Below are 21,769 nucleotides of genomic sequence, written 5' to 3' on the forward strand. Positions count from 1 at the left end.
ATCACACCTATTTTTAGATAAGAATTAAATTAAAAGCATGAAAAAACTAGCATTACACTGGAAGATAATAATAGGAATGGTACTCGGTATAATTTGGGCTTTATTGTCGAGTTCAATGGGTTGGAGTAAATTTACCATTGATTGGATTGATCCTTTCGGAACCATATTTATTAATCTGCTAAAATTAATTGCAGTTCCTTTAGTCTTATTTTCTATTATAGGTGGTGTGGCAAATATTGGAGATCCTAAAAGTTTGGGTAGAATGGGAGGAAAAACCCTTGGTATTTACTTAATCACTACAATTTTGGCGATTTCCTTAGGTTTAGTTTTGGTGAATTTGGTTAAACCAGGTGAGTTAATTAATGAGGATAGCAGAATTGATAATAGAATTAGTTACGAAATTTGGGCCAATTCTGAAGGCCATGAGATAAAAGATGGTATTAATTATCTTGAGGATCCTGCGTTTTTTAATCGTGCTCAAGAAATTACAGAATTAACAAAAAAAGAGCTTCAAAATGCTTCTGTAAAAGAGAAGGTAGACGCTGTAAAAAACAAAAAAGAGGTATCGCCTTTAAAACCTTTAGTAGATATTATACCAAGTAATTTTTTCGATGCCCTTACAGACAATGGTTCTATGCTTAAAATTATATTCTTTGCAGTATTTTTTGGTGTTTGCTTATTGTTTATTCCTGCGGAAAAATCCATGCCAGTTTTAAAATTAGTCGATGGGATTAATGAAGTGTTTTTAAAAATGGTAGATATTGTAATGCAAGCAGCTCCATTCTTTGTTTTTGCTTTATTAGCAGGTGTGGTTAGTAAAATGGCAGGTAATGATATTGGTAAAGTGGTCGAAATTTTTAAAGGATTAAGTTGGTATTCTTTAACGGTTCTTGTCGGTTTAATTACGATGATTGTAGCTGTATATCCTGCAGTATTAAAATTGTTTGTTAAAAAAATACCTTATAAAGGATTCTTTAAAGGAATGGGACCAGCACAAACCTTAGCGTTTTCTACCTCTAGTAGTGCGGCAACATTACCAGTAACGATGGAATGTGTAGAACAAAATCTAGGCGTAAATAAAAAGGTAAGTAGTTTTGTTTTACCAATTGGTGCAACGGTTAATATGGATGGTACGAGTATGTACCAAGCTATAGCAGTTGTGTTTTTGGCACAAATGCATATGATAGATTTAACCATAGGACAGCAAGTTACAGTTGTTTTAACGGCAACTTTAGCGTCTATTGGCTCAGCAGCAGTACCAAGTGCAGGTTTAGTAATGCTAATAATTGTATTGAGTTCTGTAGGATTGAATCCGGCTTGGATTGCTATTATCTTTCCAGTAGATAGAATCTTAGATATGTTTAGAACTGTAGTCAATGTTACAGGAGATGCTACGGTTTGTTCTATAATTGCAGATGGCGAAAATATGTTAGATTATGTAGAACACGACAACCCTTCAGAAACCTTTGATTTAGATTCTTAATATAATGCCATTGTGTTTTTAATTTCTAGAGCAACAAAATTATAGTCATATGAAAACGGTACAGATGAATTGCCCAATAGTTTCAGTAGATTGGCTGTTTGAAAATAAGGATGCTTCAAATTTAATAGTGTTAGATGCAACCATTAATAAGGTAATAGGTAGTGATTCTATACGATTATTAAATGCGCGTTTTTTCGATATTAAGAAGAAATTCAGTGATGTTTCTGCACCTTTTCCTAGCACATTACCTTCTATAGAACAATTTCAAGATGAAGCTCAAAATCTAGGTATCAACAAGGAATCTTGTATTGTAGTCTACGATGATAAAGGTATTTACTCAAGTGCAAGAGTTTGGTGGTTGTTTAAAGTATTTGGGTTTTATAATGTGGCTGTATTAGATGGAGGTTTGCCAGAGTGGACATTAAAAGGATATTCTGTGAACGCTTATAAAGAAGAAACTTATCAAAAAGGTAACATTTCCGTTAACTTTAATTCCCAATTAATGACCAATTTTGAGGGTTTAAATCAATTTATTAAAGACGAAAATGTTTTAATTGTGGATGCGAGGTCAGAAGCACGATTTAAATGTTTGGTAGATGAGCCAAGGGCAGGATTGCGACGCGGGACAATTCCAAATTCTAAAAATTTACCGTTTACAGATTTGTTAAATGGAAATACTTTGAAGCCAATTAAGGAATTATCAGAAATCTTTAGTAATTTAGGGATAGAAAACAGAACAATGCTCTTTAGCTGTGGTTCTGGTATTACGGCTTGTGTGGTGGCTTTGGCTGCTACGCTTTGTAACTATAAAAATTTAATTGTCTATGATGGATCGTGGACAGAATATGGAAGCTTAACTGAATAAAAAACCACTTTTGTGGAGCGTAAACATGAAAACAATAGATTGGACTAAAGATGAACTTGTAGCCTACGTTTTATTATTTGCTGCAAATGCTGATTTTAAAGAATCTGAAAAAGAACGTGAATTTATTATCTCTAAGGTAGATAAAGAGACCTTCAAAGAAATTCACGAAGAGTTTGATAGAGATAACGACTATCAAGGTCTTAAAAAAATTACCACAAGCTTAGAGCAACATCTTTACGATAAAGACGATGTAGATTTATTGCTAGAAGATATTAAAGTGTTGTTTTTTGCAGACGACGATTTTGACATTACAGAGCAAAATATGTTTAAAGCTTTAGAACGTTTGTTTAAAGCTATTTAAAAAAAAGCCTCAAAACTAAACATAGTCATTCTATCGTTTTAAAGACACTTATAAGAAGCTAGACTATTTTTTCTTATAAGAATTAGATTCATTCCTAACTAACGGAAGCTAGGCTCTAATTGAAACTATATTGTTTTGAGACTTGCATTTTATTATAAATTTACACGTTTTCCTTTTGGGAATTTAACGGAATATGCATGTTGTAAGGTTTCTGTTTCGCCTGGTTTTATGCTTAATTTCCATTTTAAAATTCCTTTGTCATCATCATAGGTAGACGTCCCTGTTTCTATATCATCAATCTTAATAGATTTATTCTGACTTTTAGGTATTCTGTCTAGAAGAGTTAACTCCACTTGAGATGTTTTATTGTTTCTAATTTCAATTTCATAAGCTTTTTGTACCACCTTATTATTACCAATAAAAGTGCTTTTTTTATAATCATTTAGTTGTGTGCGTTTTACAACAATATTTGGGTCTACACCAAGTGAAATTGTTAAACTATCTGTAGTTGCAGCAGGATTAATATTTGTTTTTCCAGAATAACTGCCTTCAAAATAGACATTGGCTTCTGCAGGTAATAGATTGTATTGTTCCCAATTACCAATCTTAGCGGTTAAGAACACATTTTCATTTAGAACTGGTGCCGCAAAATAAGTATAGTTGGCAGGCACACTAAATTTATCTATTTCAATGACAACAACATCGCCATCTGAAGGTATATTGTGCTTTTTGTCAATTTTAAAGTTGGTGTTCGTTATGCCTTCTTCTGTAATTACGCCAAATTCGTTTTTATTAGTTTTTGTAGAAATTAATATCACACCATTAGAGCCTCGACTTCCGTAAATAGCTGTTGAAGCAGCATCTTTTAAAATGTCCATTGAAGCTATGTTATCAGGATTTAGACGGCTCACATCATTAGCACTAACCGGAACACCATCAACAACGTATAAGGCCTTTTTGTTTGTTATCATTGAAGAATTTCCTCTAATTTTAACACCAGCTACAGCACCTGATAATGCTTCATTTGTTGTCGTACCGTAACCAATTACTACAACTTCATCTAATGAATTTCTGTCTTCAGTTAATGTGACATTCATAATACTAGAATGAATTGGTAACTCTTCAGAACTCATTCCAACATAGGAATATACAATTGTATTTCCGCTAGTAGTATTTAGAGTGTATTTACCGTCAAAATCGGTTTGTACACCATTAGATGTGCCTTTTTCAATTACTGATACGCCTGGCACAGGTAATCCATCTGAGGCTGTAGTTACAACACCAGAAACGGTTTTTACTAACGGATTGTATTTATAATTGTAACTTTTGGTCGCGCGACTCGTGTTATATTGACTGTAAGGGCTAATGAAATTTAAATATTTAGGGTTAACCGTTGGTTTTTCGTTATTGGTATTTGGATCGCTTGTGGAGAGCACAAGATTAACGTCTGCCCAATCACATCCTGAGTTTTGGTAAACATGCGCCTTATACTCTAAATTAATAGGACTGTTAATTTTTTCTGCCTTTAGGTCGTAGATAGGAAACCAACCTGCATTTTTTATATTGTACTTTATTTTTAAGTTTAAGGTTGTGGCTATTTCACTGTTTAGTTTTAATTTTATTTCGCCTGTTTGTGTCTTTTCTTCAACATTAAATTCGGCTAACTGTTGTTGAATTTTAATTTGTGTATGTTTAAAATCATCAATTTTAGAATGCGACGTATTTATATCTGTTTTTAATGCTGTAATACGAGTTCTATAATAGGTGGCAAAAGTTTTTAGCTTTTCTAAACTTACCACTTCATTAGCATTGCCTAGTTTTTTATTATTCTGAATTAAACTTAATTCTTCGTTATAACCAGAAATGAGATTGTTTTGATATTGAATGTTTTTTTCTATTGTTTTAAGTTCGTTTTGTAATGCAACAATAGAATCGTTTTGTTTATTCTTTGTTAAATAATTTATGCCATAATTTATGGATAGGATAGAAGCCTTATCTAATCCTGAAATTTGAATACTACTTTCCTCTATATAAGGTGATAAATTTTGAAGCGTGATTTCAGATTTACCAGCTTTCAGTTTTACAGCAGCTTCTCGGTTTATTTCTGCACCATCTAAATAGACAGTAACGGTTTTAATTTCTGAATTTTGCACTTGCGAAAAGCACATTTTTGTACTGATACTAAGTAATAAGAATAGTAAGCCACATTTTAAGGAGTTTAGTTGGTGGTTCATAATGTTGAGTATTTAGTTATATTCAAAATTAGGAGCCAAATGCTTTGCTTAAAAGTAAGAATGAGTGAAGCCAGTAAAATAGAAAGTGAATTAGTGCTTTTACCTAGTAAGGTAAATACTACTTTAAGGTCATTGATAGAGATATTTTACATTTTTCACGTAATAATCAATTATTATATTGCCTTTAACGAGTTTTTTTCAATGTTTTTAGTTTCAGATTTACCTTTACGATATCAAAATTTGTGCGATGAAGCAATTCAATATTTTCCCTCATAATATTCTGAATTGAAATAACATTTTTTGTAAAAATTAATTTAGTTTTAAGTAAGTTGTTAATTTAAAAAAGCCCTTCATTTGGTTGTGAAGGGCTTTTTATTGGTCGTTGTTTAGTCTATAAACTTAGACTTTAATTCTGGTGTAGGTATCATACAAGAATCCTTTTTTCCATACCATTTGTAACGGTTTTTAGCTATATAATTATAAACCCAATTTCTTATAAAAGCAGGTATAATTAAGAAAATTGATAACATATTAACAGGAAAACCTAAACGACTAGCTATTAGAATTGCAGCTGTAGATTTATAAGATAATGTATCTTTCTTAGGATTGTAAAGTAATATTGAATCTGTTTTCTCTGTATCGATATTAAACTTCGTAATAATTTCAGTTCCAATTTTACTCTCTAAAGGCGCAAATAAGAAATTGTTTTTAGAATCTCGCTTAATAACATACAAAACGCTACTGTTGCAAAGGTTGCAAACACCATCGAATAGTATAAGTTGTTTGTTTTTTGGAATCTGAGCTATCACAGAGCAAAGATAAAGCTTATACCTATAATGTATTTAAAAATTCAGTTAAATCCACGTCTTTATTTAAGGCTAACTTCTTCTTTAATCGGTATTTTGATTTTAGCACACTATCTGGTAAAACATTGAGCATTGAAGCAATTTCTTTGGTTGTTAAATTCATACGTAGAAAAGATGCTAAACGAATTTCTTTTTCAGAGATGTCCTCTGCAATAGTTTTTATTTTATTGTCGAAGTCATTATGTACTTCAGAAAAATAACTTTTAAATACTTCCCAATCTTTATCTTCAGCACTCTCTTTTTTGAGAAGCATTACAAGTCTCCGGAATTCCACTTTAAACAATTCTGGGGATTTTTTTATTTTTTCTAAATTCTCTTTTAGCTCTTGAATGAATGCACTTTTTTGAACTAGGTGAAGAGTTTGAGACGCTAATTCTTTCTTTTTAAAGGCGATTTCTTGTTTGTATATTTCTTCTTGTTTTTCGCGTTCTATTCTGTTTTTCTTCATACGTTGCTTAAAACCGAAGTAGAGTAGGCCTGCAATAGCAAGTAATGAGAACATGCCAATTCCATATAGTGTTTTAATTAATTGGTCATTTTTAGCTTTTATGTTTAAGTTTTTTATTTCTTCTTGTTGTAAGGCTATTTCTGCTTCCTTTTTTTCGGTTTCGTGTATGGTTTGCAATTCAGAAAAACGATTATTTATTTCAGTATTGGAAATGTTATCTTCCAAATTTTTATAAATTTTGTAATATTTCAAACTACTTTCAAATTCTTCAGTTGCTTGGTACGCTTGTGATAATAGTTTGTGAATCTTTGGTTTAAGTGCGTCAAGGTTATTTTTATCGGCTTCTGTTTTAGATATGTTTAGATACTTTATGGCATTACTATGCTTGTTAAGCAATATTAGACATTCACCTAGATGCATGTTTAAATATGCTAGAGCGTAACTATCATTTAAAATAGATTGGTTACTAAGCATTGATTGGTATATTGTTTTTGCTTCATCAATTTTACCACTTGCAATTAGAAATTGTGCTTTTCTTTCTAAAGCATCATCAATAAGGCTTTGGTCTTTAAGAGAATTACTAATCTCTGATAACTCATTTATATACCTGTTGTTTTCTTTATTTTTTTCTTTGTTTGGGATTTGTAGACTTAGTATTAAATTTAGTGTACTAGCGTATTGTCTTTTTTGGTTCTCTTTTTTAAAGTATTTCAATATTTTTTTATGATAGTCAATTGCATTTATTGTATCCTTCATTTCGCCATATACACTCGCAATAACCAATCGATTTTGGTTTAAGTCCATTGGCAATTTTTTAGTGGTGTATATACTTTCAGCCTTTAAAGCTTTTTCTAATGCCAAATTGTAGTAGCCTTTCATTAAGAAAACAATAGACTTTGAATTGTATATATCTGCAATGCCAACCATGTTATTAGCTTTAGAGTAATTTTTTTCTGCTTTATCATAATAATGGTATGCGCTATCTAATTTTCCAATCATGTTATAATCCTGTCCAATATTGCGTTCAATTCCTGCTATTTTGTTGAAGTCATTAAGTCGTGTATACATCTTCAATGCTTTGTTGAAATATACTTTAGAGCTATCAAACTTATTCATATAAGAATAGGTTACAGCTTTTCGTTCAATACCAAATCCAATAATAGTATCAATTTTAAGTGCTTTACCTAGGCTTATCATATCCTTAGAGAATATTAAGGATTTTTCAATATTGTTATTAATATTTTCACTCCATAGATGATTAAGGATGTGAAACCTATCTATATCCATTTTTGATGCTGACAACGCCTTCTCTAAGCTGTCAATTTTTGTTTGTCGTTGAGCAAATATTGATGAAGAAAAACAAACTAAGAAAAGAATAATAATCCGAAAAAACATATCACAAATATTTAATAATTAGCTGTAACGAAGTTAGTTAAAATTAAAGTGGCTTGGACAACCTTAATATCTACACACTGATTTTAATTAATACTTTGTCTATGCATTGTCTATATGAATAGATATCAATATACTTGTTAAGATACTGATAATCAATTATTTGAAATTAGTTAGAATTTTTTGGTTTCATGGTAGATATATAAAATTTCGATTCCGCTGTCCATACTTTGTCCATGCTAAAAATTAGATTTTAGTGGATTTGACTTCTAGTTTTGACTCAGAAACAATTCGCAAAATTATGTATTATGAAAACAGCTATTAAAAATTTAAAATGTATTATGATGTGTACTTTACTACTCTTTGTATTTGGGTGTAGTAAAGAGGATGATGGATCTGGTCCTGGTGATGGTGAGATTGAAGAGGTTAACGGTATTGATGCAGACGACTTAGAAAATTATGGAGGAGATTTAGGTTTATTAATAAACACAAGAGACTTGGTTAAAAAAGGTTATAATCCAGTAAAAGTTAATATCACAACTACAGCAGCACAAGGTAATTATGACCAAGAGTTGGTTGTTGACCCATTTACAAACATAGCACAGCTAAAACTCTCAATTGATAATTTAACAGAAATTGCAGTTGATGAACTGAGAAATGGTGTGGGTCTTGAGGTTGAAGTTTTAAATCCATCAGATAACGTTATTTTATCTGAAACTTATAGTGTAGTTTCATTTGAAGAAAATGGAAACCAATTTGATATTGATGCTTCTAACTTAGAAGCAGTTTCTAACAACTTACATTTTAATGGTGATATGCGCTATTACTTACAGTTAGTTGATGCTGGTGGTAACTTTGAAAATACTATTGTATGGAAACCTGGAAGTAGTGATGATGGCAGTCTTAGGCTTGAAGAACGAACATCTTCTTTTAATCGAGGTGTAACAAGTGAGCAATTTTATATATATCAATATCAAAACGAGGATAATACAGTTGCTGTTTATTCTGCTATAACCAATCGTTATTTAAGAATTGGGGAATCAACAAGAACATTTAGACAATCTGGTGCTTATTCCTTTCCATCTACGAATCCTAGTTCTTTAGACGCAGATTTAAAATTTAAAGTTAAGAAAGAATCTAATGGTTTATATACTATCAGAGGTGCTTCAGATAATAAACCATTGAGAAGAATCGCAAATGGTTCTGATATTAATTGGCACACTAACGATAATGGTACCATTCAGTATTTTAGAATAATTAGTTTAGATATTGATTGGCAAGTCACTCAATTAGATACCGAATATTTACAACCAATTTTGCCTGCGGTTGTAACCTCTTTTGGTTTTAACAGTACCTTAAAAAATTGCGGATCAGGAAACCTAGAGCAACAAGTAGGAATAGAAAAAGACGTTACGACTACATACACAAATGCATTTTCTGAAACTATTGGTTTAAGTTCTAGAGTTACTACAAATGTAGATGTTACTGTAAGTGCAACTGCAGAAACCAGTTTTTTTGGAAATGGTGGTTCTGTAACTGCTGAAGCATCGGCAGGCTTGGAAGTTTCAACAGAAGCCAGTTCATCATCTACAGTCTCAGCTGAAGAATCGGTTTCAGAAACAAACACCTTCTTTTCAAATAGAATAGTGACAGTACCAGCAGGTAGCGCTTCATTGGTTTATGATGCTTACCAAACATATTCTAACGTTAAAGTGCCTTATGTAAAACGCTTAAGATTAACAGGTAATCATACCGAAGGCCCAGAGTCTATGTCTGGATTTGAAATTGCTACACAGCTCGAAATTTCAAATTTTTTAGGTGTAATTACTAATATAGGTTCAGATTTTGTAGAAGTTACTATAAAAGGTAACATGTATTTAAATAATATTGTTGATTCAGTAACCGAGGTAAGAGATGTTGCAGCGAATTGTAACTAATATTGCTAGCAATTCTTGAAAAGCGATGGCGTTATTGCCATCGTTTTTTTTATTTTTTAGCCTCAACCAATTCCAATTGGTCTAAGCTTACGTTAGTGGTAAACATGCCATAATTAACATTGGCTTTTCCTTTTTCTATAGAATCTATGCTACCAATGGCTCTTCCATCATGCATGCGTACACGATCACCAATTTTTAAAATTGGTTTTGGTTTTTCTACTTTTACTTCTTTCTTTTTAGCCGCTTTTTTCTTTTTTCGTATAACTTCAACTTTCTTTTCGGCTTCAGCTTTTACTTGACGTTCTTTATGTTTCTCAGCTCGTTTTTGTTTTGCTGAAAGCTTTTTTCGTTTTGAATTTTCTATTTGTACCAAACGGAATAATTCCGCCATTAATTCGCGTTTCTTTTTGTCTTCAAAATACTTTTCAGAGATGTCGTTGACTTTCTGACCTAAGTAAATTAGGCGTTGATTAGAATCGTATAACTCTTGAAAGTTCTCTAATTTCTTTTGAACCTTAGCGTTAATTTCTTCAAGCTTATCAGCTTCAGAAATTTTCTTTTTTTCGTTTTCTTTTAGTGAGCGTTCTGTACGTTCTAATTTGCTTCGTTCTTTCTGTAGCTTGGCAATAGTAGCATCAAATCGCACTTTACCGCGTTCAATCTTCTTTTTAGATTTATTGATTAAGCTGTACGGAATGCCATTTTTTTGTGCGACTTCAAAGGTAAAAGAGCTTCCGGCTTGGCCAACCACCAATTTGTACATGGGTTCTAATGTACGCTCATTAAAAAGCATATTGGCATTTTCCATGTATGGCAACTCGTTTGCTAATAATTTTAAGTTAGAGTAGTGGGTTGTTATAATACCGAAGGCTTCACGCTCGTAAAAGACTTCTAAGAAGGTTTCGGCTAAAGCACCTCCTAATTCCGGATCACTTCCTGTGCCAAACTCATCGATTAAAAACAAGGTTTTATTATTACACTTTTTCAAGAAATAATTCATCTGTTTTAAGCGATAACTATACGTACTCAAGTGGTTTTCTATAGATTGATTGTCGCCTATATCACTTAAAATTCTATCGAACAAACAGACATAACTACGCTCATGAACCGGAATTAACATGCCACTTTGTAACATGGTTTGTAATAAACCTACGGTTTTTAGTGTTATACTTTTTCCACCAGCATTTGGGCCAGAAATAACAATAATTCTACTGTCTTTTTTTAAGCCAATCGTTTGCGGAAATGTTTTTTCGCCTTGTTCTTTATTATTTAAATACAATAGTGGATGGTAAGCGTCTCGCAAATACATACTGCGTTCCTTTGAAAATTCTGGCAATATGGCATCCATGCTGTGCGCATATTTGGCTTTTGCAGAAATGAGATCTATTTGCGTTAAAAAGGTTTGATACTCATTAAGAAGCGGTAAAAATTGTCTAATGTAATTGGTAAGCGCCTTTAGTATTTTAATAACTTCTTCTTTTTCCTCGTATTCGAGATTATTGAGTTCTCTGGTATGTTGTAAGGTGGTTTCTGGCTCAATGTAAACGATGCTTCCGGTTTTACTTCCACCCATTATAGCACCACGCACTTTTCTACGATACATGGCTTTTACAGCTAGTACGCGTTTGTTTTCTACCACAGATTCTCTAATATCGTCTAAATAATCTAAGTTGTGATAGGTGTTTAATGCCGAAGAAAAACTACTATTAATTTTGCCTTTTAATAGGTTAATAGATTTACGTAAGCTCGATAAAAGGGGAGAAGCGTTATCTTTTATATCTCCAAATCGGTCAACAACAGCATCAATTTGCTCTATAATTGTGGTATTGATTTCTATCGGTTGACTGTAAGCGTATAATTTAGGATAGTACTCTTCAAACTTCTTTAAAAATTTTAAAATAGTATTTACCGTTAGTGACATGCTTACTATTTTCTGTAAACTTGAAACTTCGAGATAAGTATTTTCTATTTTAAGTAATTTTAATTCTTTGGCAATGGTTTCAAAGCCATGATTAGGAATTCTATTTTCATTCTCAAAGGATGATAAATATTCATTAACATAAGCCAATTCTAACTTCAATACCTCTTCTTCTTTAAACGGGAGAATAGCAAGGACAGCTTCTTTTCCTAAAGCTGTAAGTGTATGTGCGCTAATTTGGTCTAAAACAGTAAAGAACTCGAGGTCTTTTAATGTTTTGTCATGAATGTTTATCATGTAATTTTGTTTCTTTTTTAAAGCAATACAAATTTAGGGTAAAAGTGGCTATATGCCTAATGCCAAAAAGTGCTTTTAATTAAGGTTTAATAATAATGTAGGTTTCTTTATTTTTGAACTTAATTGACAACAGTAATATGCATTTAAAGATAGACACGAGCTGGAATAATTATCTTAAAGCTGAATTTGAGAAACCATATTTTAAAGATTTAATGGCTTTCGTTGCTTCTGAATATGAAAATCATCGCTGTTTTCCGCCGAAGTCAGAAATATTTAATGCTTTTAATCATTGTGCTTTTGACGCTGTTAAAGTGGTTATCATTGGTCAAGATCCATATCATGATGTTGGCCAAGCTAATGGTTTGTGTTTTTCGGTAAATGATGGCGTAAAGCATCCACCTTCTTTGGTTAATATTTTTAAAGAGCTTGAAACGGATTTGGGAATTCCGTATCCTAAAAGTGGAAACTTAATGCCTTGGGCTAAACAAGGTGTATTATTGTTAAATGCCACACTTACCGTTAGAGCTCATAAAGCAGGAAGTCACCAAAAACAAGGTTGGGAAACATTTACTGATGCTGTAATTAAAACAATTAGTGAAGAGAAAAGCAATATTGTGTTTTTACTTTGGGGCGGATTTGCTAAGAAAAAAACTAAACTTATTGATACCAAAAAGCATATTGTTTTGCAAAGTGGACATCCTTCGCCTTTAAGTGCAAATAGAGGGTGTTGGTTTGGTAATACGTGTTTTAGTGAAACTAACTCCCAGTTGCTGCGAGTTGACCAGCATCCAATTGCTTGGTCTTTACCTTAGCGGTATTTACTTTAATAGAGGTGTTTTTCTTAACCTTTAAATATGGTGGAATTCTATTGTCAGACTTTTTAGATGTTTTATTACAACTAAATATTAATAACAAAAAATTCAACGCAACCAAAGAGGCTAGAATTATTGCTATTGTTAATATCATATTAGGTTAATTATTGATTGATTGTAAGCATACGCTTACTTCAAATATAATTAAATTTTTGAGATATAAAAAGATTTGACTCTAAACTATTGAAGCTTAAATGGTATACTGACCAACTTTTATTTATTAAATGCTATACGCGTTAGACTACAAACCAAATACTAGATAGTCTTATAATTTATGCACTAATTCTAAATAGTCTACTTTCTTTGGGATTATGTTTAAATCAAATAGTTGATTTTGTACATTGGTAATTGTTTCTTCTTGTATAAGGGTTTGTGACCATTCGGTTAAAGACAACCATTCTTGTACATCTATTAATTCTTGTCCATATCTATTAGCAATAGTTTTATCAATACTTGGTATTAATTTAAAGTCTATTGTTGTGTTATTTATAATGTTTAATATTGACTTTAGTGCTGCTTCGTCGTTTTTAATAAATTCTTCTCTTACGGCTATGACAAAACAAGGCCAAGGCGTAGGAAAGTTTGCGATACGTCTAAAGATACCATCATCTACAATCGGTTTTGTAGTAAATTTTTCCCACATAAAATAGTCGGCTTTGCCTTCAGTAAGACCTTCAATGGCACCATCTAAGTTTTTTATAACTTCAAAATTTAAATCTTTTTGTAGATCCCAATTGTTGTTTTTTGCATTGATATATGCCATGAGATGAGATCCAGATCCAAATCGGCTGATTGCGGCTCTTTTACCTTTAATATCATCCATAGTTTTAAAACTAGAGTCTGCCGCAACATGAATTCCCCAATTTAAAGGCGATTCTACAAAAGTCTGCACAATTTTTGATGGATTACCATCTATAATATCTTTAACAACACCTTCTGTAAGGATAACAGCCATATCTATTTCTCCAGATCGTAAGGCTTTGCACATAGCTCCTGTACCACCATGATAATTGTGCCATCGTAAATTGATGTCTTGTTCTTTATATTCGCCATTTTTTAAAGTTAAGTACCAGGCTAAATTAAAATGTTCAGGTACGCCTCCAATATTTACTTTCTTCATTTTTATTGTTTCGAAAAAGGGGATGTCATCATTAAAACGATCACTAAATTGTACGTTGATGCTGTAATCGCATTATTATTAAATATTTACAATACGCTCTAAGGCGTAAGTAATAAGTTTTTCTACAGTTTTTTTAGGGTCTTTACTAAAATTCCCAGTAGCTCTATTTGCAATAATAGCGTTTAGAGATAAGGCTTCATGACCTAATAATTTTGAAAGGCCATAAATTACTGAGGTTTCCATTTCAAAATTTGTAATTCTAAAATCTTTGTAACTAAAATTGTCTAATTTAGAATTGAGATCAGCATCTTGGAGTGGTAAACGTAAAACTCTGCCTTGTGGACCATAAAATCCTCCTGCAGTTCCTGTCATTCCTTTAAAGATTTTTTGACCTTCAAAATACTTTTCTAAATATTTACTATTATTAATTATAATAGGTCTGGCTTTGTTTTTGTCCCAATTGGTATGTTTAATAAATTCATCTTCAATTTCAGGATTACTTATGCCATCAATTTGATAGAAATGTAACATGCCGTTAATGTCTAATGCATGTGTGCTTATTAAAAATGCATCTACAGGAATGTCTTTTTGCAAGGAACCAGAAGTCCCAATTCTAATGATATTTAAACTCGATAATTCTGTTTTTGGTTTTCTGGTCTTTAAATCAATGTTAACCAGTGCATCTAATTCATTTAATACAATGTCTATATTGTCTGGACCAATTCCTGTAGAAATAACGGATATGCGCTTGTCTTTATAATAACCTGTTTGGGTTTTAAATTCGCGTTTTTGTGTGCTAAATTCAATACTATCAAAATGCTTGGTAATTTTTTCTACACGGTCTTGATCACCTACAAAAATTATGGTGTCTGATATGTCTTCTGGTTTTAGGTTAAGATGGTAAACACTACCATCAGGATTTAAAATCAGTTCAGAATCTTTAATCGACATTCTTAATTGTTTTAATTAGTTTATTTTCTTCGATACTAAATTGGTATGCCAGTCGGTTAACACCACCATAATGGATGTCGTTATTAACTTCTGAAGCAAAGTTATTTTGTTTTAAAAGCGCTTCATGTCCTTTTCTAGTTAGCTTTATGCCATCGTTTTCTACAGCATAGAATATGGCTAATTTATCTATTTTTCGTTCTAGTTGAAGGTCGCCATAACCATAATAGCCTTGATAGTTTAAGCAATAAACTAATAAATGATTTAATGACTTTATATCATTTTCGTGAATAATTTTTAAAATATTTGCTTCTATAGTACCTAAACCACTTTTTTGATCAGGGAAACGTTTTAAGTGCGCTTTTAAACAATTACTCATATATTTAAAGTTAGACTTTGTAACAATATATGGTTTTAAAATATTATGATCTTTTCCGCAGTATGTGCGCCATAAAGCTATTGCAAAATCTATATCGTCTGGCGTTAATTTTACTTTACTGGCATAATGAGATTTAAGCTGACCAGCACTTAATTCTGCTAATCCTTTTAAGCTTTTTTCTCCTTTTATTCTTCCACTACAAATGAGATATAGTGGTTTTTTTATTTCTTTTTGATGTAATAAATTAATCACACCCAATAGGTTGATATGACAGAATAAATCATACTCAAACCATAAGTTAATTTCATCATATTTATCAGCATCATCTAATTTAGATAATTCTGCTTGTAATTCTTTTTCATTAACCTCTATGTCATAATAAGTTTTTAAAAACGAACGTCTAAGATCAAAGAATTCTTTAGAATCTATTTTTGGAATGGTTGGTCCTTCGCATAAGATTTCTTGCCATGTAAGTATATCTTCAGTAAAATCTAGTTCTTTTAAATAGTCGGTAAGCGCGTTACCGTTAGTAATATGCAGAGCATTTTTTATCATAAATTTTAACCTCCTACGCGTTTTACATTAAATCCTTTGTCCTTTAACATAGACATAATTTTGTCTCTATAGTCGCCTTGAATTATGATTTTATCGTCTTTAAAGCTGCCACCAACACTGAGTTTGGTTTTTAATTCTTTTGCCAACTTTTTAAAATCTTCAGTAGCGCCTGTATACCCTTCAAGGATAGTAATAGGTTTGCCTTTTCGTTTTTCGTATTTACAAAGTATAGGATCCTCTTGTAACCAAAGGTTGTCCTTGGAAGCTTCAGAAGTATCTGTAGGTTCTGGTGTATAATCTGGAAACAGATTTTTTAATTGGTCTTGTAAATCCATTTTATTTGTCTTCAGTGCTTGGTAATCGGCTTCTGTAGTTTAGCAACATTTTTAATTTGAAGCTACCAGAAACGGCAAACGGTCTGTTATTTTTTAATAAGTCCTAGTTCTATTAAACGTTCGTTTAAGAATTCACCTGCCGTAATGTCTTCAAACTGTTTTGGGTTATCTTCATCAATACAACTTTCTAATACATCTAATTTCATTTCGCTTATTGGATGCATAAAAAATGGCATAGAGTAGCGCGACGTTCCCCATAATTCTCTAGGCGGATTTATTACACGGTGAATGGTTGATTTTAATTTGTTATTAGAATGTCTAGACAACATATCGCCAACATTAATCATAAGCTCATCTGGTTCTGCTATAGCATCTATCCATTCACCATCATGTCGTTGTACTTGTAGTCCACGACCTTGAGCACCCATTAATAATGTAATTAAATTAATGTCACCATGTGCTGCGGCTCTTACAGCATTTTTAGGCTCTTGAGTTATTGGTGGATAGTGTATAGGTCTTAGAATAGAATTACCATTATGAATATATTTGTCAAAATAAGTTTCTTCTAAATTTAAATAAAGTGCTAAAGCTCTTAAAACATACTTAGCTGTTTTTTCTAGCATTTGGTAGGTTTGTTTACCAACTTTATTAAACTCTGCTAATTCATTTACAGTAACATTTTCAGGATATTCTTTTCGTCTTTCTTCATCATCTTCAACATACTGCCCAAAATGCCAAAACTCTTTTAAGTCACCTTCTTTTTTACCTTTTGCACTTTCTTTTCCAAAGGAGACATAACCACGTTGGCCACCAATACCAGGAATTTCATAACTTTCCTTGACTTCAATTGGTAGGTTAAAGAATTTTTTTACCTCACCATATAAATTATCAACTAAAGTATCATCTAAAAAATGTCCTTTTAGGGCAACGAAACCTATATCTTCATATGCTTTTCCTATTTCATCTATAAATTTTTGCTTGCGTTTAGGATCTTCAGATATGAAATCCTTTAAATCTACACTAGGTATTCTATCCATTGGATTATTATTTATAATTTTTGTCAATATACAAAGTTAACAATAATAGTGTGAAATTTTAGGTCGATTTTATTGACAATTTAAAGTGTATTGTGGTTTATTGATACTATTTTAATTACATTTGATTCAATACCGAAATTACGTTTTATGCCAACAATCACAAAAAGTAACATAACCTACGATAAAAGAAATCTTAATAATGAGGCGCTATTAGAGCTTTATTATAATATGCTTAAACCGCGTCTCATTGAAGAGAAAATGCTTATTCTATTGCGTCAAGGGAAAGTGTCTAAATGGTTTTCGGGTATAGGACAAGAAGCAATTTCTGTAGGTGTTACTATGGCTTTAGAGCAAGATGAATATATTTTGCCAATGCATAGAAACTTAGGTGTTTTTACAACAAGGAAAATTCCGTTACACCGTTTGTTTTGCCAATGGCAAGGAAAAGCTAGCGGTTTTACTAAAGGTAGAGATCGCTCATTTCATTTTGGTACACAAGACTATAATATTGTTGGTATGATTTCGCATTTGGGACCACAAATGGGTGTTGCAGATGGTATTGCTTTAGCCAATTTGTTAAAGAAAAACGGAAAAGTTACTGCGGTATTTACTGGAGAAGGAGGGACAAGCGAAGGTGATTTCCATGAAGCTTTAAACGTGGCTTCAGTTTGGCAGCTTCCTGTAATATTTTGTATTGAAAATAATGGTTACGGTCTATCTACACCAACCAATGAGCAATACCATTGTAAAAACTTAGCAGATAGAGGTAAAGGATATGGTATTGAAGCTTTTATTTTAGATGGCAACAATATCATTGAAACGTATACGAAAGTAAAAAAACTAGCAGAAAGTATAAGAAAACGCCCAAGACCTATTTTAATAGAATTTAAAACTTTTAGAAGGCGAGGTCATGAAGAGGCTAGTGGAACTAAATATGTACCCAAAGATTTAATGCAAGATTGGGAAGCAAAGGATCCGATAGATAACTTTAGAAGTTATTTATATAGTAAAAAGATTTTAAGTCCGTCTATAGATAATGATTACACGTCTGAAATTAAAAAAGAAATTGACGAAGCCTTAGACTCTGCCACTGCAGAACCATTGATTGTTCCCGATGAAATTACCGAGTTAAATGATGTCTACAAGCCTTTTGATTACAAGGAAGTTGTACCGAATACAAACGTGGCAGATATACGTTTTGTTGATGCAATAGCAGAAGGGTTACAACAGTCAATGCAAAAGCATGATGATCTCGTTATTATGGGTCAAGATATTGCGGCTTATGGAGGTGTATTTAAAATTACAGAAGGTTTACTAGAAACATTTGGAAAAGAACGTGTAAGAAATACGCCAATTTGTGAATCAGCAATTGTAGAAACTGCAATGGGTTTATCTATTTCTGGAATAAAATCTGTTGTTGAAATGCAATTTGCAGATTTTGTGAGTTCAGGGTTTAATCCTGTAGTTAACTACTTGGCAAAATCACATTATCGCTGGCAACAAGAAGCGGATGTTGTATTAAGAATGCCATGTGGAGGAGGTGTTGCAGCAGGTCCTTTTCATTCACAAACAAATGAAGCTTGGTTTACAAAAACACCAGGATTAAAAGTAGTGTATCCTGCATTTCCTTATGATGCAAAAGGATTACTTGCAACATCAATTAATGATCCCAATCCGGTAATGTTTTTTGAGCATAAAGCCCTATATAGAAGTGTTAGACAAGATGTGCCTACAGCGTACTATACCATTCCTTTTGGTAAGGCAGCGCTTCTTAACGAAGGTCACAACGTAACGATTATTACCTATGGTGCAGGTGTCCATTGGGCCATAGAAACTTTAGAAAAAAATAATGATATTTCTGCAGATTTAATTGATTTAAGAACATTACAACCTCTAGATAAAGAATCAATTATTAATTCAGTTAAAAAAACAGGAAGAGCCATCATTCTTCAAGAAGACTCATTATTTGGTGGTATAGCAAGTGATATATCAGCATTGCTAATGGAAGACTGTTTTGAATTCTTAGATGCACCAGTAAAACGCGTGGCTAGTCTAGAAACGCCTATTCCGTTTATAGGACAATTGGAAGAGCAATATATGGCTAAGGGAAGGTTTGAGAATGCATTACGACAATTATTGGCTTATTAACTAAAAAGCTATTAGTAGATTAAATATCTATTTTTGTAGATTGATAGTTGTGATACGTATAAAATAATTTCTTTACTCTTATGTTTTTTGTTCCTTTGATAACTAACATCTGCTACATTTAAGTTAATTTATTTTAACCTAAAAAAAATAGGTAAATAAATCTTTAACGATACTATTTATATTAAAAATAAATTAAATGCTTAAATTTAGCAACTAATTAATTTTTCCCTTATGAAGTTTAAATTACTATTTTCTTTTTTGTTTATGTCTATCTTTTCGTTTGCGCAGCAAATCCCAGAAGATATTAAACCGCCGAGTTGGCATTATAAAAATTTAACGACGCTAAAACCGTATAAGTTACCATCCTTTGATTTGCAAAAATTAATAGATGAAGATCTCGTTAATGACACCAATAAGTCTATACCTTGGCGATTTGGTCATCAGTTATATGTTGGCCATAATTTTAATAGTGTAGGCGAATGGACAACTCTTGAAAATGGTGATCGTATTTGGAGAATGGCGTACACGTCGAAAGATGCTTTAACGTTAAATTTTATGTTTGATGTATTTCATATTCCTGAAGGTGCAAAATTATATGTATACAATAGTGAAAAAACGGATGTATTAAGACCTTTTTCACATTTTAATAATAATGAAGAAAATGTTTTAGGAACTTGGATGGTAGAAGGTGATCAAGCTATTGTTGAATATTACCAACCAGCACATGTTACTGGCACAGCGTCTATAGTCGTTGGATCTGTGGTGCATGGATATCGTACAGCAAAATCTTATCAAAAAGCCTTAGGAGATTCTGGTAATTGTAATCAGGATGTCGATTGTGATATTGCACCAGCAAGTGATCCATATAGCTTAAATACAGTAAAAGAAAATGTAAAAAAGGCTGCAGGTATGCTTGTTACAGGTGGCTCAGGATTCTGTTCTGGGACATTAGTCAATAATACAAATAATGATGGAACGCCTTATTTTATTACAGCAAATCATTGTGGAGGAGGCGAAGGAAGTTGGGCATTTAGATTTAATTGGAGAAGTCCTACACCTTCATGTAGTACAACGGCGAGTAGTCCTAATGGTAGCTATAATCAAACTGTTAGTGGATCTATATTAAGAGCAAATAGCTCTCAATCTGATATGGAATTAGTAGAAATTACAGATACAAGTTTCTTTAATAATAATCCTGATGTGGTTTGGTCTGGTTGGAATAATTCTACGACACAAACGCCTAATGTAAATTTTGGAATACACCATCCAAGTGGAGATATTCAAAAAACGTGTAGAGATGATGATGGTGCTGTAAGAAATGTGGTGAATTTTAATGGCAATGCCAATACCCAAATGTGGTATATCACGGAGTGGGAGTTAGGTGTTACAGAGCAAGGGTCTTCAGGATCTGGTTTGTTTAACGAAAATGGTGAATTAATAGGTATGTTATCAGGAGGCGCTGCCGCTTGTAACAATACCTCAAACAATGGTCAATATGATTTCTATGGTAGGTTTGGAGTTGCATGGGATTATGGAACATCCTCATCAACGAGATTAAAGGATTGGTTAGATCCTTCTAACTCTGGTGTAACTTCAATAGGGCAATTCCCAGCGTTACAAACTTATGATAATGATGTTGCTGTAAACACAGGGTCTAATAATGATGTTTTATGTGGAGAAGATTTTACACCTCAACTTACCTTAACGAATCCAGGTAATTTCGCATTAACTTCTGCTACTATTGAATATTATATAGATAATGAAGCAAGTACAACTATAAGTTGGACAGGAAATATACCAAGTGGATCGAGTTTGGTTGTGGCAAATCCTTTATATACTAATTTAGCTACTGGAAGCCATTCTTTTGTGGTTAATGTAACCAATCCTAATGGTGTTTCGGATGAAAACTCAACGAATAACTCATTTGTATTTAATTTTGATGTTCCGCCAGCATACGCGACTGCTACTGTTACATTTGATATTACAACAGATAATTATGGTGATGAAACCACATGGAGTATTGAAAATAGTTCTGGAACAATAATTGATAATGGTCCTCTTTTTAGTTACTCTAATAATACGACTTACCAAGAAATAATTACTTTACCAGCAACGAATGAGTGTTATACATTTACAATTTTTGATGCCTATGATGATGGAATTTGTTGTTCCTTTGGTTCTGGTTCGTATTCGCTAACTGATGAAAATGGGATTGTTATTGTTTCTGGTGGTGATTTTACAACCGAAGAGTCCATTACTTTTTATGCAACGGATGCATTAAGTATAACTGATGTAGATTTTAGTAATGCGATAAAGGTATATCCTAATCCAATTAAAGATATAATAAATATAGATGTAACTAATTTAAACGCAAAGGTTGATTATTCCATTATTAATACGTTAGGGCAAGAGCTTGTTAAAGGCAAATTAAATTCTAGCTTATTGAATCAAATCGATATGTCTCAATATCAAAGTGGTGTCTATTTTGTGAAAATATCAACGAATTCTAACGCTATAATTAAAAAACTTATAAAAAGTTAAACGTAGATCGTAAAAGAAAAAAAGTCAGTTGTA

At 32.3% G+C, this 21,769-nt stretch carries 16 protein-coding genes; 7 read left to right on the forward strand and 9 right to left on the reverse strand.

What is annotated here, in order from left to right; translation table 11 throughout:
* The first annotated feature begins 37 nt into the window (after positions 1-37).
* Genes HNV08_RS08030 through HNV08_RS08040 form a run of 3 tightly spaced genes read left to right on the forward strand, consistent with a single transcriptional unit; the run spans position 38 to position 2,709 of the window.
* Entirely contained in the window at positions 38-1,483 is a 1,446-nt protein-coding gene (locus HNV08_RS08030; protein ID WP_173280667.1) for a dicarboxylate/amino acid:cation symporter, read from the forward strand.
* A gap of 49 nt (positions 1,484-1,532) precedes the next feature.
* Positions 1,533-2,348, forward strand: coding sequence for a sulfurtransferase (locus tag HNV08_RS08035; protein ID WP_173280668.1), 816 nt, complete (start codon positions 1,533-1,535; stop codon positions 2,346-2,348).
* 25 nt (positions 2,349-2,373) lie between these two features.
* Entirely contained in the window at positions 2,374-2,709 is a 336-nt protein-coding gene (locus HNV08_RS08040) for a hypothetical protein (protein WP_173280669.1), read from the forward strand.
* 152 nt (positions 2,710-2,861) lie between these two features.
* Here the strand turns inward: HNV08_RS08040 and HNV08_RS08045 are convergent, their stop codons facing one another.
* From HNV08_RS08045 to HNV08_RS08055, 3 genes are all read right to left on the reverse strand, one after another.
* A complete protein-coding gene (locus tag HNV08_RS08045; protein WP_173280670.1) occupies positions 2,862-4,943 on the reverse strand; it encodes a mucoidy inhibitor MuiA family protein in 2,082 nt (693 codons plus the stop codon).
* Positions 4,944-5,329: 386 nt separating this feature from the next.
* Positions 5,330-5,752 carry a thiol-disulfide oxidoreductase DCC family protein gene (locus HNV08_RS08050; protein ID WP_173280671.1) on the reverse strand — a complete coding sequence of 141 codons (423 nt, stop codon included), beginning with the start codon at positions 5,750-5,752 and terminating at the stop codon, positions 5,330-5,332.
* 22 nt (positions 5,753-5,774) lie between these two features.
* Entirely contained in the window at positions 5,775-7,652 is a 1,878-nt protein-coding gene (locus HNV08_RS08055; RefSeq protein ID WP_173280672.1) for a coiled-coil domain-containing protein, read from the reverse strand.
* Positions 7,653-7,957: 305 nt separating this feature from the next.
* On the opposite strand from HNV08_RS08055, the gene HNV08_RS08060 reads away from it, so the two are divergent.
* Positions 7,958-9,586 carry a hypothetical protein gene (locus tag HNV08_RS08060; protein WP_173280673.1) on the forward strand — a complete coding sequence of 543 codons (1,629 nt, stop codon included), beginning with the start codon at positions 7,958-7,960 and terminating at the stop codon, positions 9,584-9,586.
* A 49-nt stretch (positions 9,587-9,635) separates the two neighbouring features.
* On the opposite strand, the gene HNV08_RS08065 is transcribed toward HNV08_RS08060, so the two are convergent.
* Complete coding sequence (locus HNV08_RS08065) at positions 9,636-11,801, reverse strand: endonuclease MutS2 (protein ID WP_173280674.1); 2,166 nt, start codon at positions 11,799-11,801, stop codon at positions 9,636-9,638.
* Positions 11,802-11,938: 137 nt separating this feature from the next.
* Between HNV08_RS08065 and ung the strand changes: the two genes are divergently transcribed.
* On the forward strand, positions 11,939-12,613 hold the full coding sequence (ung, locus tag HNV08_RS08070; protein ID WP_173280675.1) for a uracil-DNA glycosylase: 675 nt from the start codon (positions 11,939-11,941) through the stop codon (positions 12,611-12,613).
* Between the two features lie 325 nt (positions 12,614-12,938).
* Here ung and HNV08_RS08075 read toward each other — a convergent pair whose 3' ends face one another.
* The 5 genes from HNV08_RS08075 to HNV08_RS08095 form a co-directional block, all read right to left on the reverse strand.
* Positions 12,939-13,793 (reverse strand): substrate-binding domain-containing protein, encoded by an 855-nt coding sequence (locus tag HNV08_RS08075; protein WP_173280676.1) that lies wholly within the window; start codon positions 13,791-13,793, stop codon positions 12,939-12,941.
* A 78-nt stretch (positions 13,794-13,871) separates the two neighbouring features.
* Positions 13,872-14,744 carry a nucleoside phosphorylase gene (locus HNV08_RS08080; protein WP_173280677.1) on the reverse strand — a complete coding sequence of 291 codons (873 nt, stop codon included), beginning with the start codon at positions 14,742-14,744 and terminating at the stop codon, positions 13,872-13,874.
* Positions 14,734-15,675, reverse strand: coding sequence for a DUF1835 domain-containing protein (locus tag HNV08_RS08085; protein WP_173280678.1), 942 nt, complete (start codon positions 15,673-15,675; stop codon positions 14,734-14,736). Before HNV08_RS08085 ends, HNV08_RS08080 begins: the two co-directional genes overlap by 11 nt.
* A 5-nt stretch (positions 15,676-15,680) precedes the next feature.
* Positions 15,681-16,010: a translation initiation factor gene (locus HNV08_RS08090; RefSeq protein WP_173280679.1), complete on the reverse strand. Its 330-nt coding sequence runs from the start codon at positions 16,008-16,010 to the stop codon at positions 15,681-15,683.
* 86 nt (positions 16,011-16,096) lie between these two features.
* Positions 16,097-17,047 carry an isopenicillin N synthase family dioxygenase gene (locus HNV08_RS08095; protein ID WP_173280680.1) on the reverse strand — a complete coding sequence of 317 codons (951 nt, stop codon included), beginning with the start codon at positions 17,045-17,047 and terminating at the stop codon, positions 16,097-16,099.
* A gap of 147 nt (positions 17,048-17,194) precedes the next feature.
* Between HNV08_RS08095 and HNV08_RS08100 the strand changes: the two genes are divergently transcribed.
* The gene (locus HNV08_RS08100; protein WP_173280681.1) at positions 17,195-19,195 is read left to right on the forward strand and encodes an alpha-ketoacid dehydrogenase subunit alpha/beta; all 2,001 of its coding nucleotides are present in this window, start codon (positions 17,195-17,197) and stop codon (positions 19,193-19,195) included.
* Between the two features lie 231 nt (positions 19,196-19,426).
* Entirely contained in the window at positions 19,427-21,736 is a 2,310-nt protein-coding gene (locus HNV08_RS08105; RefSeq protein WP_173280682.1) for a T9SS type A sorting domain-containing protein, read from the forward strand.
* Positions 21,737-21,769 lie beyond the last annotated feature (33 nt).

The sequence above is a fragment of the Winogradskyella eckloniae genome, from assembly GCF_013249045.1.
In the GTDB taxonomy this organism is placed as follows: Bacteria; Bacteroidota; Bacteroidia; order Flavobacteriales; family Flavobacteriaceae; genus Winogradskyella; species Winogradskyella eckloniae.

Excerpts from the sequence above, each read along its gene's own strand:
- HNV08_RS08035 (WP_173280668.1), top strand. The coding sequence starts at position 1,533 with ATGAAAACGGTACAGATGAATTGCCCAATAGTTTCAGTAGATTGGCTG.
- HNV08_RS08030 (WP_173280667.1), top strand. The coding sequence starts at position 38 with ATGAAAAAACTAGCATTACACTGGAAGATAATAATAGGAATGGTACTC.
- HNV08_RS08055 (WP_173280672.1), bottom strand. The coding sequence starts at position 7,652 with ATGTTTTTTCGGATTATTATTCTTTTCTTAGTTTGTTTTTCTTCATCA.
- HNV08_RS08075 (WP_173280676.1), bottom strand. The coding sequence starts at position 13,793 with ATGAAGAAAGTAAATATTGGAGGCGTACCTGAACATTTTAATTTAGCC.
- HNV08_RS08105 (WP_173280682.1), top strand. The coding sequence starts at position 19,427 with ATGAAGTTTAAATTACTATTTTCTTTTTTGTTTATGTCTATCTTTTCG.
- HNV08_RS08040 (WP_173280669.1), top strand. The coding sequence starts at position 2,374 with ATGAAAACAATAGATTGGACTAAAGATGAACTTGTAGCCTACGTTTTA.
- HNV08_RS08095 (WP_173280680.1), bottom strand. The coding sequence starts at position 17,047 with ATGGATAGAATACCTAGTGTAGATTTAAAGGATTTCATATCTGAAGAT.
- HNV08_RS08085 (WP_173280678.1), bottom strand. The coding sequence starts at position 15,675 with ATGATAAAAAATGCTCTGCATATTACTAACGGTAACGCGCTTACCGAC.
- HNV08_RS08080 (WP_173280677.1), bottom strand. The coding sequence starts at position 14,744 with ATGTCGATTAAAGATTCTGAACTGATTTTAAATCCTGATGGTAGTGTT.
- HNV08_RS08045 (WP_173280670.1), bottom strand. The coding sequence starts at position 4,943 with ATGAACCACCAACTAAACTCCTTAAAATGTGGCTTACTATTCTTATTA.
- HNV08_RS08090 (WP_173280679.1), bottom strand. The coding sequence starts at position 16,010 with ATGGATTTACAAGACCAATTAAAAAATCTGTTTCCAGATTATACACCA.
- HNV08_RS08060 (WP_173280673.1), top strand. The coding sequence starts at position 7,958 with ATGAAAACAGCTATTAAAAATTTAAAATGTATTATGATGTGTACTTTA.
- HNV08_RS08100 (WP_173280681.1), top strand. The coding sequence starts at position 17,195 with ATGCCAACAATCACAAAAAGTAACATAACCTACGATAAAAGAAATCTT.
- ung (WP_173280675.1), top strand. The coding sequence starts at position 11,939 with ATGCATTTAAAGATAGACACGAGCTGGAATAATTATCTTAAAGCTGAA.
- HNV08_RS08065 (WP_173280674.1), bottom strand. The coding sequence starts at position 11,801 with ATGATAAACATTCATGACAAAACATTAAAAGACCTCGAGTTCTTTACT.